Source organism: Siminovitchia thermophila (assembly GCF_016909185.1).
GTDB classification, from domain to species: Bacteria; Bacillota; Bacilli; order Bacillales; family Bacillaceae_C; genus Siminovitchia; species Siminovitchia thermophila.
Window position 1 is genome coordinate 1 of record NZ_JAFBFH010000012.1, and the last position, 14,962, is coordinate 14,962.

Annotated in this window: 14 protein-coding genes; 4 read left to right on the forward strand and 10 right to left on the reverse strand. The window is 43.7% G+C overall.

Annotated elements, in window-relative coordinates; translation table 11 throughout:
- Nucleotides 1-230: 230 nt before the first annotated feature.
- The 3 genes from JOC94_RS09650 to JOC94_RS09660 all read right to left on the reverse strand — a co-directional run bounded on the left by JOC94_RS09650 (nucleotide 231) and on the right by JOC94_RS09660 (nucleotide 2,833).
- On the reverse strand, nucleotides 231-1,007 hold the full coding sequence (locus tag JOC94_RS09650) for an enoyl-CoA hydratase-related protein (protein WP_077112325.1): 777 nt from the start codon (nucleotides 1,005-1,007) through the stop codon (nucleotides 231-233).
- A 76-nt stretch (nucleotides 1,008-1,083) separates the two neighbouring features.
- A complete protein-coding gene (locus tag JOC94_RS09655) occupies nucleotides 1,084-2,073 on the reverse strand; it encodes a lipoate--protein ligase (RefSeq protein WP_077112323.1) in 990 nt (329 codons plus the stop codon).
- A 25-nt stretch (nucleotides 2,074-2,098) separates the two neighbouring features.
- Nucleotides 2,099-2,833, reverse strand: coding sequence for an MBL fold metallo-hydrolase (locus tag JOC94_RS09660; RefSeq protein ID WP_077112321.1), 735 nt, complete (start codon nucleotides 2,831-2,833; stop codon nucleotides 2,099-2,101).
- A gap of 156 nt (nucleotides 2,834-2,989) precedes the next feature.
- Here JOC94_RS09660 and yhfH point away from each other — a divergent pair, with 156 nt between their 5' ends.
- Nucleotides 2,990-3,118 carry a protein YhfH gene (gene yhfH / locus JOC94_RS09665; protein ID WP_077112319.1) on the forward strand — a complete coding sequence of 43 codons (129 nt, stop codon included), beginning with the start codon at nucleotides 2,990-2,992 and terminating at the stop codon, nucleotides 3,116-3,118.
- 86 nt (nucleotides 3,119-3,204) lie between these two features.
- Here yhfH and JOC94_RS09670 read toward each other — a convergent pair whose 3' ends face one another.
- Nucleotides 3,205-4,197 (reverse strand): ABC transporter substrate-binding protein, encoded by a 993-nt coding sequence (locus tag JOC94_RS09670; RefSeq protein ID WP_077112317.1) that lies wholly within the window; start codon nucleotides 4,195-4,197, stop codon nucleotides 3,205-3,207.
- Between the two features lie 164 nt (nucleotides 4,198-4,361).
- Nucleotides 4,362-5,447, reverse strand: a complete 1,086-nt coding sequence (locus JOC94_RS09675; protein ID WP_077112315.1) for a quinone-dependent dihydroorotate dehydrogenase — start codon at nucleotides 5,445-5,447, stop codon at nucleotides 4,362-4,364.
- 214 nt (nucleotides 5,448-5,661) lie between these two features.
- Here JOC94_RS09675 and JOC94_RS09680 point away from each other — a divergent pair, with 214 nt between their 5' ends.
- Entirely contained in the window at nucleotides 5,662-6,204 is a 543-nt protein-coding gene (locus tag JOC94_RS09680; RefSeq protein WP_236017052.1) for an SCO family protein, read from the forward strand.
- A gap of 81 nt (nucleotides 6,205-6,285) precedes the next feature.
- Here the strand turns inward: JOC94_RS09680 and hemY are convergent, their stop codons facing one another.
- Genes hemY through hemE form a run of 3 tightly spaced genes read right to left on the reverse strand, consistent with a single transcriptional unit; the run spans nucleotide 6,286 to nucleotide 9,733 of the window.
- Nucleotides 6,286-7,701, reverse strand: coding sequence for a protoporphyrinogen oxidase (gene hemY, locus JOC94_RS09685; RefSeq protein ID WP_077112311.1), 1,416 nt, complete (start codon nucleotides 7,699-7,701; stop codon nucleotides 6,286-6,288).
- 24 nt (nucleotides 7,702-7,725) lie between these two features.
- On the reverse strand, nucleotides 7,726-8,664 hold the full coding sequence (hemH, locus tag JOC94_RS09690; RefSeq protein WP_077112310.1) for a ferrochelatase: 939 nt from the start codon (nucleotides 8,662-8,664) through the stop codon (nucleotides 7,726-7,728).
- 16 nt (nucleotides 8,665-8,680) lie between these two features.
- The gene (hemE, locus tag JOC94_RS09695; RefSeq protein ID WP_077112308.1) at nucleotides 8,681-9,733 is read right to left on the reverse strand and encodes a uroporphyrinogen decarboxylase; all 1,053 of its coding nucleotides are present in this window, start codon (nucleotides 9,731-9,733) and stop codon (nucleotides 8,681-8,683) included.
- Nucleotides 9,734-9,986: 253 nt separating this feature from the next.
- Here hemE and JOC94_RS09700 point away from each other — a divergent pair, with 253 nt between their 5' ends.
- Entirely contained in the window at nucleotides 9,987-10,484 is a 498-nt protein-coding gene (locus JOC94_RS09700) for an antibiotic biosynthesis monooxygenase family protein (protein WP_083717581.1), read from the forward strand.
- A 509-nt stretch (nucleotides 10,485-10,993) separates the two neighbouring features.
- The gene (locus JOC94_RS09705) at nucleotides 10,994-12,196 is read left to right on the forward strand and encodes a M20 family metallopeptidase (RefSeq protein ID WP_077112304.1); all 1,203 of its coding nucleotides are present in this window, start codon (nucleotides 10,994-10,996) and stop codon (nucleotides 12,194-12,196) included.
- A gap of 616 nt (nucleotides 12,197-12,812) precedes the next feature.
- On the opposite strand, the gene JOC94_RS09710 is transcribed toward JOC94_RS09705, so the two are convergent.
- Entirely contained in the window at nucleotides 12,813-14,036 is a 1,224-nt protein-coding gene (locus tag JOC94_RS09710) for an ABC transporter permease (protein ID WP_077112302.1), read from the reverse strand.
- Nucleotides 14,023-14,769: an ABC transporter ATP-binding protein gene (locus JOC94_RS09715; RefSeq protein ID WP_077112300.1), complete on the reverse strand. Its 747-nt coding sequence runs from the start codon at nucleotides 14,767-14,769 to the stop codon at nucleotides 14,023-14,025. The genes JOC94_RS09710 and JOC94_RS09715 overlap by 14 nt, the downstream gene beginning before the upstream one ends.
- Nucleotides 14,770-14,962 lie beyond the last annotated feature (193 nt).

The window sequence follows — 14,962 nt, forward strand, 5'->3', positions numbered from 1 at the left end:
ATTTTACCTTGAACTCTTGGAGTGGGGGCTTACTGCCAGTTAATGCGGGATAAAGTGAAACTTCAATCAGAGGAATTTTTTGTCCGCTGATTGTTAGTTGAACCAATCGGGCGTTTACTGGCAGTTGCTCACCCCGCCACATCTTCGTTTTATTTTTTTGAATCGAGTGTCTTGCTGCCGATTCAGGCGGGAAAGTTGAAACGAGTTACTCGTTCATCCAGTTCAGCTTGTTATTTTCCTTGGTATACAGGCTTTCTTTTTTCACTGAATGCCTGAAGGGCTTCCAGTCTGTCTTCTGTCGGGATCGTCAATTCATAGGCTTTTCTCTCGATTTCAAGCCCGGTGGCAAGATCGGCATTCATCCCCGTTTTAACGGCATATTTCGCCTGCTGGACGGCAATCGGGCCATTAGCCAAAATCGCATTTGCCAATTCTCTTGCGGCTTCCATAACCCTTTCCTTTTCCACCGCTTTCGTTACCACTCCATATGTAACAGCATCTTCACCCGAAAATCTTTTCGCCGTCAAAATTAATTCGAGCGCCTTTGCTTCACCAATCAGACGCGGCAGCCGCTGTGTCCCGCCGGCCCCCGGTATGATGGCAAGGCTTGTTTCCGTCAGACCCATCAACGCCTCTTTGGCAGCGATCCGGAAATCGCAAGCAAGCGCCAGCTCCATCCCTCCGCCAAATGCATGTCCATTCATGGCGGCAATGGTCGGCTGTGGAAGTTGTTCAACCGCCTGAAACACTTTTCCTATTTTATAGACATTGCGGCGCACTTGCTCTTCTGAGAGTGTTTTTCTTTCTTTCAAATCTGCTCCAACGCTGAATGCTTTGTCACCTGCTCCCCGAAACACAATGACTCTGGCGTCCTTGTCCATTCTCAATGATTCAATTGTTTCTTCAAGCTGGCACAGCGTTTCATAATTAAATGCGTTCAAAGAATCCGGCCGGTTAATCGTAATGGTTGCGATAAAGTTCTCCACATGACAAACAATATTTCCCATTTTATTCCTCTCCTTTGGAAGATCTTTTAGCATTTTTTATTTTTAGGAACAAATTTAAAGCATCTATCATCAAAAGCTAATAAATTAAATTGACGATTTCCTCTTTCGTCACATTTCCGAAATAATGGGAGACATCGATCCCCGCCAGCGCTCTTTCGATATCGGCTCGTTCATAGCGTGTTCCGATCAAACGGCTTTCTATTTCGGCTACATCTCCAACACCGAAAAAGTCGCCAAATATTTTACATTGCGAGATGACTCCTTTCGTTACATCGAGGCGGAATTCAACCAGGCCAACCGGGAATCTGCGGGAATGCTGGATATTACACTGAGGGGACTTTCCAAAGTTCCAATCCCAACTCTTGTAGCGTTTTTCAGAGATTTCATGGATCTTTTGCCAGTCATCCTCGGTTAGCTTATATTCCGGAATCTCGTCTACCCCTTCAAAAATATGCCGAAGCAGTAATTGCCTAAACGCTTCAATCGTCATTTCTTCCGTTAAGAACTCAGAGATGTTGGCCACCCGGCTTCGAATCGACTTAATGCCTTTGGATTCTATTTTATCTTTTCTTACTTTTAAAGCCGATACGACGTTTTCAATTTCCGAGTCAAACATAAGCGTTCCATGGCTGAACATCCTGCCCCTGGTTGCGAATTGGGCATTTCCCGAGACTTTTCTCCCCTCAACGAGAATATCATTTCTTCCTTTCATCTCCGCTTTCACCCCGATTTTATCCAGGGCCTGAATGACAGGCTGTACGAACTTTTGAAAGTTCATGAAGCTGTCGCCATCATCTTTTGTAATAAAGCTGAAGTTCAAATTGCCGAGATCGTGGTAAACGGCTCCTCCCCCGGATAGCCTGCGGACGACATGAATACCGTTTTTTTCTACATACTCCGTATTGATTTCCTCGATGGTATTTTGGTTTTTTCCAATAATGATGGAAGGTTCATTGATATAAAATAATAAATATGTATTGTCCGCATCCAAATGCTTGAGCGCATATTCCTCGATTGCCAAATTAATGCGCGGATCCGTAATCCCGTTGTTATCAATAAAAAGCATTTTTTCCTTTCCTTCCTTTCCAATTTTATAACGAAACAGTGAGTCCTTCTTGGGCGATGAGAATGTCCCCCCTGTATTGTTCCCCTGCTTCTGTTTTAAGTTGATTCAAGTTTCCATAGTGCGGAAGATGCGTCAAAATCAGCTTCCCCACTTTTGCCATGTTTGCCACACGTCCTGCCTCTTCACTCGTCATATGCCCCGCGGCTGTTCCATCCATCCCTTTATAAAAATTGGACTCCGCCAATAATACGTCGGCATCCTTGGAAAATTCGGCCAACTCTTCAAAAAATGCGGTGTCCCCCGTGTACACAAGCGTCTTTCCGCCAGCTTCAATCCTCATGCCATAGCAAGGAACAGGGTGCTTCGTTTTAAAGAAGACAATGGAGAAGGGCCCAATATGCAATAGTTGATCCGATTCATAGGGAATGCCTTTCATGACATCTTTATAGGATAGCTTGTCAAATTCGGCCTCATTTTGGCCGTGCCCATAGACGGGAAGGCATCCGTCGTATTGATGAATGAATTTTGCAACGTAAAGTGCATGTTGGGTAACGCCGATATCCGCTATATGATCGGGATGATAGTGTGAAAGTACGATGGCATCCAGTTTCTCTGGCGGAATCATCATTTGCAACTTTGACAGGACGGCACTACCGCAATCAAGCAGCAAGTAATAGTTATCATACTTCAACAAATAGCCGGAGCTTGCTTCCCCCCCTTTCGGATAGCCGCCCCAGCAGCCCAATACAGACAGTTCCAATTGATTCACCACTTTTTTTATTTACCTTAACTATACTTGATTTCGAAAAATTTATCATGACAAAAAATTTTTATTGACAGGAAAAGCGCTGTTATAATACAATATTATTAAAGATGATCAGTTGTATAACAAAATGGAAGGAGAGGGAAACAAGTAATGCTTGATAACGTCGTAGAATTCTTTAAAAACCTGCCTCCAAAAAGATGTACGGAATGTGGAGAAACTGTATCAGAACAGCACGAGTGTTATGGAACAAAATGTGAAAAATGCCTTGATTTTAAATAATGATAGATAAAGAACTTATAAGATTTGATAACAGCAAAAAATCTCCTTTCATGCAGACATGAGATCGGAGATTTTTTTTCGTCCTTCTATTCCTCGTGAATCTCGGCGTTCCACTCCGGCTTGATTTCCATTCCGATTGTTTCAGCCACTTTTTTATTGACCATAAATAATAAGGTTTTGGGCGGCTGAGCCGGTATGTCCCCCGGATTTGCCTCCTCTGTTAATATTTTGACGGCCATTTTTCCTGCTTCATGGCCAACCTCAAAAAAGTCAACACCATATGCGGCAAAAGCACCGCGTGGAACCGAGGCCACATCGGCTGCCAGTAACGGCACTTTTTTATCCGATGTTACGTCAGCAACCGATTCAAAAGCGGAAACGACCGTATTATCCGTGATCACATAAAAAGCATCCACTTGATCGATGATCGACTCGGTTGCCTGTTTGACATCGGCGGTGGTTGAAACCGTCGCCTCCACTAATTCCAACCCGTAATCATCCATTTGTTTGATCAGCTTATCAATTTGGGCCCGCGCATTTTGTTCTCCTGAATTATAAACAGTTCCGATTTTCTTCGCGTTTAATTGTTCTTTAAAAAATGTTAACGTCTCCGGAATCGAATCAGGATGGTGATGGCTCGTCCCTGTTACATTCCCGCCCGGCTTTTCCATTGATTCTACTAATTCGGCGCCGACTGGATCAACGACAGAAGTAAACACAATCGGAATCTCGTTCGTTTTGCTTAATGCAGCCTGTGCGCTCGGCGTTGAATTGGCAAAAATCAGATCTACATTTGCACTGACAAAGTTGGTGGCAATCGTGTCATTGGCTGTGTTGTCGCCTTGGGCATTTTGAATGTCATATTCGACATCCAGTCCCGCTTCTTCCAGGGCTTTTTGAAACCCTTCAGTGGCAAGGTTCAAAGCAGGATGCTCTTGGACTTGTGTAATGCCAATCGTATATGTTTTCCCTTTTTCTTCATCTTTATTGGTATCTGGAGAAGCAGTGTCATTGTTGCACGCCCCTAAAATGAAGATAGCGCTCATAAAAACAAAAGCGCATTTTTTGAATGCGTTCATTTACATCCCCCCATAAACTCCCTTAATAATAACTTTAGAAAAATATTAATTTTCAAAAATTATAATGGAGGGAATATTGACTGTCAACCTATTTTGTGATTTGGTCGATCGCAACAACCAGATATAAATAGAAAGCCATCAAAAAAGACGGCTTTCATGTTTCGTTATTTTACATCGGCCCCAACCACTTCGGAAATATGGTGGATGCCGTCCCGGTCCATCAGTTCAATTAGCCTTGCGTTGATGTTTTTGGCAATGCTTGGCCCCTCATAGATCATTCCGGTATATACTTGAATAAGGCTCGCTCCCGCACGGATTTTTTCGTAAGCGTCCTCCCCGGTAAAAATACCGCCGACTCCAATAATCGGCAGTTCGTCCCCCACCTCTCGATAGATTTCTCTTATCCAGGCGGTTGAACGTTCTTTCAGCGGCAAGCCGCTTAAACCGCCGGCCTCGGAAGCTGTGTCCCGATTTCGCAGGCCTTCCCGCGACAATGTCGTGTTCGTGGCGATAATGCCGGAAAGTCCCTCCTCTTTGGCCAAGCGGATGACATCAGACATCTGTTCATCTGCCATATCAGGGGCGACTTTTAACATAATCGGTTTCTTTTGGGCACCATTGTGTTCCAAATCTCTTTTCTTGTTTTGAATGGACGCGATTAAATGTCGGAGACTCTCTGTTTCCTGCAAGTCCCGCAAGTTCGGCGTATTGGGGGAGCTGACATTGATGACAAAATAATGTCCGTACGGATAGAGGACTTCCAAACATTTTTCATAATCACTTGCCGCGTCTTCGTTCGGGGTAATTTTGTTTTTTCCGATGTTGATTCCAATCGGTATATGAGCTTTCTCAAAATCCCGCAAGTTCTCTTTGATCCGCTCTGCTCCTTCGTTATTAAAGCCCATTCGGTTAATGACTGCTTTGTCATCAGCAAGGCGAAATAAACGAGGTTTGTCATTCCCGGATTGAGCTTTGGGCGTAATCGTCCCTACTTCCACGAATCCGAAACCGAGTGCGGCCAGCCCGCCGTATACTTCCGCATTTTTATCAAAACCGGCAGCAAGCCCGACAGGATTGGGAAAGCTGATCCCCATTACGGTGGATGACAGCCGGTTGTCAGCCGCACCATATATTTTTTTTAGCAGTCCGCCCCCACCCATATTTTCAGCCAGCTTTAGCAGCGCCACCGTCTTATGATGGACATCCTCAGGGTCAAGCCGGAATAAATATTTTTTAATAAGAGGATAAATGGCTGTTCACACCTTTCTATTGTCTCGATGCTATGTACTTGAAGAGATTCTACCATTATACACAAAATTGCTCAATGACCTGTAATTGAATGTCTAAATTGAATAATTTCTGAACTCTTGCGTGACATAATCCTCTTTAAAAGAATCGTAGGTTATAATAAGGATAAGAAGTGCGTAAATGGAGGTATCTTTCTTGAGAAAATCGCTATATATCATGTTCCTGGCTGTGTTGCTCGCATTAGCTGCCTGTTCATCCGAAAAAAAAGGGACGCCGATCGCGGACTTTAACTTTACCGATCAGGATGGGAAGCCTTTCGGCCTGAAAGATTTGGAAGGAAAAGTGTGGGTGGCCGACTTTGTGTTTACAAATTGTACGACCGTTTGTCCGCCCATGAGTATGAATATGAGTGAACTGCAAAAAAGGGTGAAGGAAGAAAAACTGGATGACGTCCATTTTGTTTCTTTCAGTGTGGACCCTGAAGTCGATACGCCCGAAGCATTAAAAAAATACGGAGAATCTTTTAACGCGGACTTTTCCAGGTGGCATTTTTTAACAGGGTATACGCAAAAAGAAATTGAAGATTGGGTTCCGAAAAATTTTAAATCTGTTGTGAAGAAGCCTCGTGACGACAACCAAGTGATACATGGCGTCAGCTTTTACCTGATGAATAAAAATGGAGAAATTATCGGTGAATATCCCGGCGATAAGGATGTTCCATTCGATCAAATTATGAAAGACATTAAAAGAGCCTTGTAGCAGGAAAGGAGGTCCTCCTTCCTGCTTTTTTGAGGACATATATGTAGCACAACAAAAGCGGCCCATTTCCGGCCGCTTTTATTACGAGTTGATATAGGTTAACACTTTGTTCACTACCGCTTTCCCCTGGTCAATACAATCCGGAATCCCGAGTCCTTCAAACGAACTTCCTGCTATATATACCCCCGGCAAATCCTCGCTGACGATTTTGTTCATCTTTCCGACACGCTCTTTGTGCCCTATTGTGTATTGAGGCATCGCCTGTTTCCAGCGGGTAACGATCGTAAATTCGGGTTTGGCTTGTAAATCCATGATCCTTTTTAAATCATCCAATACAATCTGCTCAATTTCTTCATCCGGCAGATCAACAACGGTTTCTTCTCCGGCACGGCCAACATATGACCGTAAAAGCACTTTTCCGGCAGGTGTCGTATGCGGCCATTTCTTATGAGTCCATGTGCAGGCTGTGATCGTGTAATCACTGTTTCTGGAAACGACAAAGCCGGTTCCGTCCATGTGGTCCGCCACGTCATTTGCATCAAAGGCCATCGCCACTGTCGCAACCGACGTGGAAGGAACATGCTTAAAGCTGCCGAAAAAGTCGTATTGTGGAAATAGATCGGCCAATAACATATGCGGTACTGTACAAACGACACTATCCGCTTCTATATTTTTTCCGTTATTTAAATAAACGGTATAACCTTCTTCGTCTACTTTCCTTAAAACTTTCATGACCCGGGTCCCTTTTAGGATACTTGATGCGGGAAGCTTTTCTTCAATGGCACATACAATCGACTGAAGCCCGCCTTTCAGTGTTTGAAAAATCCCCTGGGTTTTCGGGTTCAATGTTTTTTTCGGCGCAGATGGCGTTGTGTTCTTCATCCCCAATATTAAGCTGCGATATTTCTTCTCCACCTCGTAAAATTGGGGAAAGGTGGATTGAAGGCTTAACTGGTCGATATCCCCGGCATAAATGCCCGATAAAAGGGGTTCAATCAGATTTTCAACGACTTCATCACCAAGCCGCCTTCTGAAAAATCTTCCCAAAGACTGGTCTCCCGAAACTTTGGAACGCGGGATGATAAAATCAGCAGCCGCTCTCATTTTTCCTTGAACCGAAAATAAATTAGTAGTGATAAAAGGGGTAATTTGTGTGGGTATCCCCATTACTGCCCCTTTCGGCATGGAATGAAGCTTATCGTTTACAAGCACGAATGACTTTCCCACTGTATTGTTGACAAGCTCTTCTTCCAATCCCACATCTTTTGCGAGTTCAGCGGCACTTTTCTTGCGTTCCAGAAATGAGTCCGGACCGCGTTCGATGATAAAACCGTCCTTATGGACTGTTTGAATTTTTCCTCCAAGCTTGTGGCTTGCTTCAACGAGTTTAATATCTATCGGGAGCTCTTGTTCATCAATAGCCCGCTGTAAATAATACGCTGCTGTCAAACCGGTGATGCCTCCGCCGATTACAACAACTGTTTTATGACTATCCAAAGCTATACCGCCTTCTTTTGCAAATTAATCAACTTGTTCCAGTTTCTTTAACACAACCGTGGCCATGGCATCAATAAAGTCCGGCTGGGCATCCGGCATGGCGGGACGGTAGTATGACGCACCAATCTCATCGGTGACAACCTTACATTCATAATCATTATCGTAAAGGACTTCCAAATGCGTCGAAACAAAACCAACAGGAATATATATATATGCCTTATATCCTTTACGTTTATGCAAATCCCTGGTTAAGTCCTGCACATCGGGGCCAAGCCATGGCTCAGGTGTATTTCCTTCACTTTGCCAGCCCACGGCATACTCTTTCACCCCTGCTCCCTCGGCAATCAAATCGGCTGTTTCTTCCAATTGCTTCGGATAAGGGTCATTCAATTGCAATATTTTCTCCGGGAGGCTATGAGCCGATACAATGAGACACGCCGAATGTTGCTCATCCTCAGGCATGTTTTCCAGTGTCTCTTTAACTTTCTCGACCCAATAATCGATAAACTTAGGTTCGTTGTACCAGCTTTCCACTGACGTAATGGCCGGACCGCCAAGCTTATCGGCTTTTTCTTTCGCGCGGCTGTTGTATGACTTGACGCTGAATGTTGAAAAATGTGGTGCCAATACGATTGAAACAGCTTCCTCAATACCGTCTTCCTTCATTTTTTCAACAGCATCTTCAATGAACGGTTCAATATGCTTAAGTCCAATGTAAGCCTTAAACTCAATATCTTGCTGAACTTCGTTTAACCGCTTCTCCAAACCAAAGGCCTGATCCTCGGTTATTTTGGCAAGAGGTGAAATACCTCCGATGGCCTCGTACCTTCTCCGCAAATCTTCCAATGCTTCTGGAGATGGCGGCCTGCCATGCCGAATATGTGTGTAATATCTTTCAATATCGTCTTCGGTGTATGGAGTGCCATATGCCATTACTAGCAAACCCATTTTTTTTCCTGCCACGTTTTTCGCTCCTTTTTTATTGGGACTGTTTCATTTTCATTGCGCTGTATTCGTGAATAAAAGCTGTCAGTTTTTTGAGTGTTTCCGGTTTTACATCAGGGAACACACCGTGTCCCAGATTAAAGATGAATCCCGGCTTTTCTATACCTTGGTCAATAATGTCTTTTGCCCTTTCTTCAATCATTTCCCACGAGGAAATGAGCAGGGCCGGATCCAGGTTTCCTTGCACGGCCTTTGTGATTCCAAGGTTTCTCGCCTCACGAATCGGAAGCCGCCAATCAAGCCCGATGACATCAAGCGGCAGATCATTCCATTCCAATGCGAGGTGGCTTGCTCCCACGCCATGCATAATGATTGGTGCTTTTTCACTTTTAAGGCCGTAAAAAATCTTTTCCATATGAGGTTTGATATACGTCCGATAGTCTTGACGGCTCAACGCCCCTACCCAGGAATCGAAAAGCTGCACGGCACTTGCACCGGCATTGATCTGTGCTTTTAAATACACAATGGTCATATCGGCCAGCTTATCCATTAAAAGCGCCCAAGTTTCAGGTTCCGAGTACATAAGCGCCTTTGTTTTATGGTAATTTTTTGAAGGTCCGCCTTCAATCATGTATGACGCCAAAGTAAACGGAGCCCCGCCAAAGCCGATCAAAGGAACCGATAACTGCTCGTCTGTTAACAGCTTGATCGTTTCCAATATATAGCTGATGTCTTCTTCAGGAGAAAGCTCCCCGAGTTTTTCCACATCCTCTTTCGATCTGATGGGATTGTCGATTACCGGGCCTACCCCGCTCACAATTTCCACATCAATTCCGAGTGCCGGAAGGGGTGTCATAATATCTTTATATAAAATGGCCGCATCCACATCATACATTTCTACGGGAAGCCTGGTGACATACGCACATAATTCCGGTTGATGTGTAATTTCAAACAAGGAATATTTTTCTTTTAGCTCCCTATATTGTGGCTGTGACCTTCCCGCCTGGCGCATATACCAGACAGGAACATGATTAGTCTGTTCTCCCTTTGCTGCCTTTAAAAAAGAATCGTTTGTTATGTTTTTCATATAAGAAACCGCCCTTCATCATTTTAGACGCATGGATCTAGTATAATTGTAATGGTTGGAACGCACATAATTTATGTTCGCCTTTACTATAGTCTTTTTAGAGCCCAAAGTATAGCCGGGGCGCATGGTTGTCATAAATTTGTGCTTTTTTTGTTCTCATTAGCAACTTTCCGTTCACGGAAAATGGCGTTTTCAATTTCAAAAAAGGGTAAACTACAAATATGAAATAAAAATGGCCAAAGAGGTGCTTTTATTGTACACATATATTACAACTGGTACTTATTATTTTATGAAAAAAATAGCCGACCAATATCCGAATGAAACGATGATTTTGATGGTAAGTCCCGTAACAGTCCAATTATGGCATGAAACAGATGGCGCAACCATTTTCAAGTCTCCCAGAAAATATGAGGTCATCCACTCAAGCGGAACATGGGCAGAAAAAGGGTTTGTAGCCTGTCACCATATTCCTGTACGGGATGAAGGACGCCCTGTTTTTGAATACGACTTCATAGAAAGTGTCAAAAATGTCGAGCAGTTTCCAGGATTAATCGTCATGAGAGTGTTGCGGCCCCTGTCAAGCGATACGTACATTACCATGACGATGTGGAACGATAAAAAAGCATATAATGATTGGAAAGACGACTTGAAACAGCAGATAGATTTAAAAATAGTCAAAAATACCGGCATATTTGCTGGACCATCTTATATTTCCACATTTGCCGTTGGTGAAGAAGAGGATCAAGAGTAAGCAGCTGATCTCATTTGACCGATCAAGCGCTGAGCCAAACACAGCTGGGAATTCGATCACGTATGTGCCGCCAACCAAATCACCTAACACATTCCTGAAAAAGCGATATGTTTACAGCCAGCGTACCCACTTCGTTCTCAAACCCATTTCAAAAAAACAGCCCCAAATAAAAAAAGTGGTATTAAATGGGCACCTACTGGCAGTTAAGGTGGGGAAAAAAGCCCGCTAAAAATAATAACGTTGGAGAATAGGGGTGGAATCTCGCGCCCTCACGATAATCGTGATGGCGTTTTCTCATTTTTAGGCAAGCAATAAACATCCTTATCATCATAATATTTACATCTGGCGGCGTCCATAAACGCGAACCAATGAAAAACGAGAGCAGACTTCGCAAAAAACCCTTGCCGCCACACATTTTTTCGGCAAGTAGAGAAGCCAACTGCCGGCATTCCTTTATTTTTCCATTAATGATATAATTTAATGTGAAAAATGGATGGGTGGTGTTTTATTTGAAACAAGCACTCTTTACAAAACTGGAGCAATATTATGATGAAATGGTTGAAATTCGCCGTTACTTGCATCAATATCCAGAATTGTCTTTCAAAGAAGAAAAGACTCCACAATATATTGCCGATTTTTACAGAAAACTCGGAATAAAAGTCCGTACCGGCGTTGGCGAAAATGGAGTGGTTGCCCGTATCAAAGGAAACAAACCTGGGAAAACGATTGCTTTGAGGGCTGATTTTGACGCGCTGCCAATACAAGAAGAAACGAATTTGCCATTCCAATCCAAAAACCCGGGCGTCATGCACGCTTGCGGACACGATGGCCATACTGCGACATTGTTAATTGTCGGTAAAGTTCTACATGAATTGAAGGAAGAGCTTTCGGGAGAATATGTACTCATTCATCAACATGCCGAAGAATTGGCTCCCGGCGGAGCCATCGCCATGATTAATGATGGGTGTCTTGAGGGTGTAGATGCCATTTTCGGTACCCATCTATGGGCCGAAACTGCATATGGGACTGTCCGTTACAAAACAGGTCCCTTTATGGCGGCTGCCGACCGTTATGAAATTACCATCAAAGGCCGCGGCGGTCATGGAGCCATGCCGCATAAAACGAAAGATGCCATCGTGATTGGCTCCCAACTTGTCATGAACTTGCAGCAAATTGTCAGCAGACAAGTAAATCCTACGGAACCTGCCGTTGTTTCAGTAGGCTCTTTTGTGGCAGAGAATGCGTTTAATGTTATTGCCGATACGGCCAAAATAAGCGGAACCGTTAGAACTTTCAGTGAACAGATACGAGATCAGGTCGAAAAGGAAATGGAAAGAATTGTCCGCGGAACATGTACAGCAGCCGGATGCGAATATGAATTTGAATATGCCCGTGGGTATCCGGCAGTTGTCAACCACCAAGACGAAACTGAATTTTTAATGAAAGTCGCCCACGAAGTGCCTGAAGTATCTGTTGTGGAAGAATCCAACCTTGAAATGAGTGGGGAAGATTTTGCCCATTACCTGCAACACGTAAAAGGGACATACTTTTTTACGGGAGCAAAACCAGATGCGCCCATCACTTATTCACATCATCATCCAAAGTTTGATATCAATGAAAAATCGATGCTGGTGGCAGCCAAGATTCTGGCACTCTCTGCGATCGACTATCAGCACTCGGAAACAAAGTGCAAACAGAAAGCCACAGTGTAAACAAGAAAAGAGTCTGGGAGGCAACTAAATCAGCTGATGAAAAAACGAACAATAAAGTGAAACTTCATTCAGTAGGCGTTTTCTTCCTTCCTCCTACTGAATGTTAGTTGAACCAATCGGGCATTTAGGTACCGTTTTCTCACACTTAGACCTTTTGTATTCACTCAAGATTTTGAAGGGGGAGTCTCTTACGGCACCTTACATGCGGGATAAAGTGAACCTTCATTCAGTAGGCGTTTTCTTCCCTCTCCTACTGAATGTGAGTTGAACCAATCGGGCATTTAGGTGCCGTTTTCTCCCATTTAGACCTTTTGTATTCACTCAAGATTTTGAAGGGGGAGTCTCTTACGGCACCTTACATGCGGGATAAATGGTCCCAGTGTATTATACGCAAGCTTTTAGCGTAGTCAACATATGTAGACTCCTGCGGGAATAGCTCGAGCTGAAGACCCGCAGGAAAGCGACCTTTGCTTTCCGAGGAAGCTGAAGAGACCTGCTTTAAAGCGAAATATGTTGACGTTGCGATGATAGGGATTTTTTAACACAAAAAAACCGAACAATGATAAATGAATTGTTCGGCTTTTGCTATTTCGTATTTGCTTATGTAGCTCCTTTTTTACTCGAATCGTTGCGCCCCCACTTTTTTCGCCGCATACACCTTCACAAACCAGGCTGTAAACGCCGCGCTCGCTCCCCCTATATAGACAGCATTTAAAAAGTTGCCATTCAATAGTTGAATGATCACAAACAAAATAGCCTGTCCCGCCAACACAAACAACAGTAATTTTAAAAAAGCTTTCTTTTTATGATGAGGTGATATTGGATAAAGATGGACCCATACTTTTACATCATTCCGGCGGTAAACCGGAAGCAGCTGGAATCCAGTCAAATATAAAAAGGCCACTGATATGGCAACCGCAATATACGGATTGGCCACAAACCATAAAAGAATCGCCGGTATGACTGATAAGCGCAAGATCAAGCCCGAAAACTCTTTCGTCCGCAGAAGTGTTCTTGAAAACAAGTGTACATATACTTGCTGTTGACCATATGGGATAAAGCGAAAAATCGGATCAAGCCATTTTCTTCTGCCCACACGGCTTTTTAAATGGGGAACGTCTGTGAACATATTGGCCGTGCGATAAAACAGCTGCATTCTTCCAGACTCTTTTTCAATCAGTCTTTCCCATTTAAGCGGCTGCTCCTTGCTCTTGCTTTCTGAGTACAAAGTGTAGGCAACGATAAACAAAGCAACCGCCAACATGATCATGACAGAGGATTGTGTGATCAGAAAAAACAAAAAAAAGCCGTTAAGCAAACTGCGAACTGAAAAGTCAGTGATAAGAGATGCCGTTTTTCCCGACTTCAAGGCATTCCAATGCATCCGTATGTTCCAAATTTTTAACAACAGCAGGCAGGCCAATATAATAAAGAAAGACCTGAAGTCGGCTCCAACCGTTCGATTCAGCAGCGGCATGAGGGCGGCCAAGACAAGCAAAAGCAAATACGACTGCAGGATAAAACTAAGCCGGCCGCCTTTTTGGAAATATCCGGACAGGCGTTTTTCCAAAGGGGAAAGAAAGACGGCATCCGGTTGCTTTAACAGCGTAATAATGGGACTGGCCGCAAGAAATCCCGCCAGCATCACCGCTGCAATTGCCGCACCGGGAAAGTCCGGCCCTATCGTTCTGATCCATTGGGAATAATAATAGATGGCGGCGCCTCCGCCAAAAATAAGAACAAACCTCACATGGTCATTCAGCATATATTTGAAATAACGCCTGATCTCCTTCATAAACGAATGGAGCCGTTCCGGCCATAGCGATTCAATCTGTTTCATTCGTCTCTTCCTTTGTCAGATGAATATATATATCATCAAGCCGAGCATCTCTCATTCCGAACTCTTCCTGCAATTCAGCCAGTGAGCCGTTTGCCCGCACCTCTCCGTTATGCATGATGATAAAACCGTCACAAAATCGCTCTGCAGTCGCCAGGATATGAGTAGACATCAATATTCCGGCTCCCTCTTCTTTTCTCTTGTTCATCAACTCCAGCAAAGATTGGATCCCGAGCGGGTCCAACCCCAAAAAAGGTTCGTCAATGATATAAAGCATTGGTTCCACCAAAAAGGCACACATGATCATGACCTTTTGCTTCATCCCTTTGGAAAAATGTGCCGGGAACCAACTTAATTTTTTATCGAGGCGGAACTCTTTTAATAAGGATTCGATTCTTTCCTTATATGTTTCCTCTTTCAACCCGTATGCCATTGCCGTTAAACGAAGATGTTCCTCTAGCGTCAATTCTTCATATAAAACAGGCGTTTCAGGTATGAAAGAAAACTGCCTTCGATATGTTTCCGTGTTTTCTTTTAAGGTAATGCCGTTTATCGTAACTGTTCCGGATCTTTCTTCCATCAAGCCGGTGATATGCTTAATCGTCGTACTTTTACCGGCGCCATTTAGGCCGATCAGTCCAATCATCTGTCCTTCTTCGACTGAAAAACTGACATTTTTAAGTACAGGATTTTTTGTATAGCCTCCGGTTAGATCTTTGACTTCCAATAAAGCCATCGCAAACGTCCTCTCTTTAAATTGCTTTCATTGTAACATATCAGCCATTTGGATGGTATTCCCACATAATGAATGCCGCCAGGGTCTTCGTACGGATCATATATTTTCCGCTTTTTTCCGGTCATGAAGGCAGTCAATATGGTTACCTTAATGATTGAAAGGGCTGGAAAAGAATATGGGGTGAAGCCGTTGG

Coding starts and splice junctions, on each gene's coding strand:
- JOC94_RS09650 (WP_077112325.1), bottom strand. CDS start 1,007: ATGGGAAATATTGTTTGTCATGTGGAGAACTTTATCGCAACCATTACG.
- JOC94_RS09655 (WP_077112323.1), bottom strand. CDS start 2,073: ATGCTTTTTATTGATAACAACGGGATTACGGATCCGCGCATTAATTTG.
- yhfH (WP_077112319.1), top strand. CDS start 2,990: ATGCTTGATAACGTCGTAGAATTCTTTAAAAACCTGCCTCCAAAAAGA.
- JOC94_RS09670 (WP_077112317.1), bottom strand. CDS start 4,197: ATGAACGCATTCAAAAAATGCGCTTTTGTTTTTATGAGCGCTATCTTC.
- JOC94_RS09680 (WP_236017052.1), top strand. CDS start 5,662: ATGTTCCTGGCTGTGTTGCTCGCATTAGCTGCCTGTTCATCCGAAAAA.
- hemE (WP_077112308.1), bottom strand. CDS start 9,733: ATGAAAAACATAACAAACGATTCTTTTTTAAAGGCAGCAAAGGGAGAA.
- JOC94_RS09710 (WP_077112302.1), bottom strand. CDS start 14,036: ATGAAACAGATTGAATCGCTATGGCCGGAACGGCTCCATTCGTTTATG.
- JOC94_RS09715 (WP_077112300.1), bottom strand. CDS start 14,769: ATGGCTTTATTGGAAGTCAAAGATCTAACCGGAGGCTATACAAAAAAT.